Below are 1,604 nucleotides of genomic sequence, written 5' to 3' on the forward strand. Positions count from 1 at the left end.
TTCTCCATCCAAAGAAGCTGCTACATATTGTAAGGATTCAGGTCTAATATTGCGGAAGTAAAGAAGGGCGAGACTGAGTATTATTGGAGTCAGCAATTAGAGCTTGTGCAAAAAAATCAATAACAGACCTACCTTGACGGCGACAAGTCTGCACCACCGTCAACAAATTAGCAGTGTTTTTAAATCGCTCCATTGAACGGGAACCACCACTAACTTTGCGTTTCGTGACAGCCAAACGTAGCGAACGTTCAGCCTGATTGTTATCAGGGGGAACTTCAGGGTAGTCAAGAAAATACCACCATTGATGTGCTTTATCACGCAAAGAACGTAAAAGCTTGCCTGCTGTAGCCCCTGCTAAGTCAATCCAACAATCGAGTGTTTGTTGCAATTTGGATTTGAATTGATTGACCCAATCATTGTAACTAGCACAGTCAAGAGTCTCAAACCATAGGGCGTAATGTCTAAAAGCTTCATCAATTAAATTAACAAACGTTTCGCCAATGGCTTGGTTGTGAAGACCTGGAAGCTGAATTAATTTTTTGAAGTGACGGCGTAGATGTGCTAAACATTTCTGCTGGGCTACAGCTTGATAGCCATTGTAAACGCTAAAATCATCACTGCTGAGTACCCCTGTATATTTAGCCCCTAAAATTGTTTCTAGTTCGGCTCTAGAACGAGTATCAGCCGCAGTAAACAGGCAGAAATCAGAATTGGCAACTACCCACAACCATTCTTTCACTCCCTTGACAGACCAAGGTGTTTCATCTACATGAATGTTAGGTTGTGTCTGTTTTACCCAACTACTTAACTCAATGACGCTCGGTTTAATTGCCCCAGTTATTCGTTCATTGGTTGCAACTAACGTCCCCAGCCCTATATCAATTTGCCCCAATTCCCAAAGCATTTCTTGTTGTTTTTCATAGGGCATATGTGCATAATTATTTGCCCACCCTAAAAATGCCTGTAATTTCACCCCTAAATCTTGTCCGGGAATAATGTGTTGTGGCCACTGCGCTGCTTGTAAATTGCCACAACACTCACAGATGCAGGTGTGACGTTGATATTCCACTATTTCTATGGGACGTTCTACTAATTGCGCTACTGAGTGCTTTTCCACCTTTACGGCTACGGTCGCAAATGCTTTTTGACCACAGTAATCACAATTTAGAGGGCGTAAGATTTCATAACGGTCTACGCTGCCAAAGCCTTTACGGGTTTTTCCCTGATGTCCTAGCTGACCGCCTGGCTTCTTTTTTGGCTGATTTGATTCCTCTTGTGGGGGAGCTTTTTTGTTTTCGCTCTTTTTATGGATGTCTTGTGATGGTGGTTTCGACGAATTCGAGCTATCTAAATCTCGGCTGACCTTTAAACGTTCTACTTCTTGCTGTAGTTGTAAGATGGTTTTCTGTAATTCACGTATTACCTTATTCTGTTCAAGAATTATCTCTACCAGTTGTTCTTTTGATAACTGGTTCAAGCTTTCTCGGTCTAATTCTTGAGGCAGATTTTGGTTCATATTTGTGATACTCCTACTCAAGTATCCCCTTTGTCAATACTCTGCCACCTGAATCCTTACTACATATTTAACATTGTTTTTATTAGTG

The 1,604-nt window shown here is 41.5% G+C and carries 1 protein-coding gene; it reads right to left on the reverse strand.

All coding sequences use genetic code 11. The features are described 5' to 3' along the window. Positions 1-43: 43 nt before the first annotated feature. Positions 44-1,516 carry an IS66 family transposase gene (gene tnpC / locus NCWK1_RS28925; RefSeq protein WP_103125739.1) on the reverse strand — a complete coding sequence of 491 codons (1,473 nt, stop codon included), beginning with the start codon at positions 1,514-1,516 and terminating at the stop codon, positions 44-46. Positions 1,517-1,604 lie beyond the last annotated feature (88 nt).

The sequence above is a fragment of the Nostoc cycadae WK-1 genome (genome assembly GCF_002897135.1).
Classification (GTDB): Bacteria; Cyanobacteriota; Cyanobacteriia; order Cyanobacteriales; family Nostocaceae; genus Nostoc_B.

Bases quoted from the DNA above. Each gene is read 5' to 3' on its own strand.
- tnpC (WP_103125739.1), bottom strand. From the start codon at position 1,516: ATGAACCAAAATCTGCCTCAAGAATTAGACCGAGAAAGCTTGAACCAG.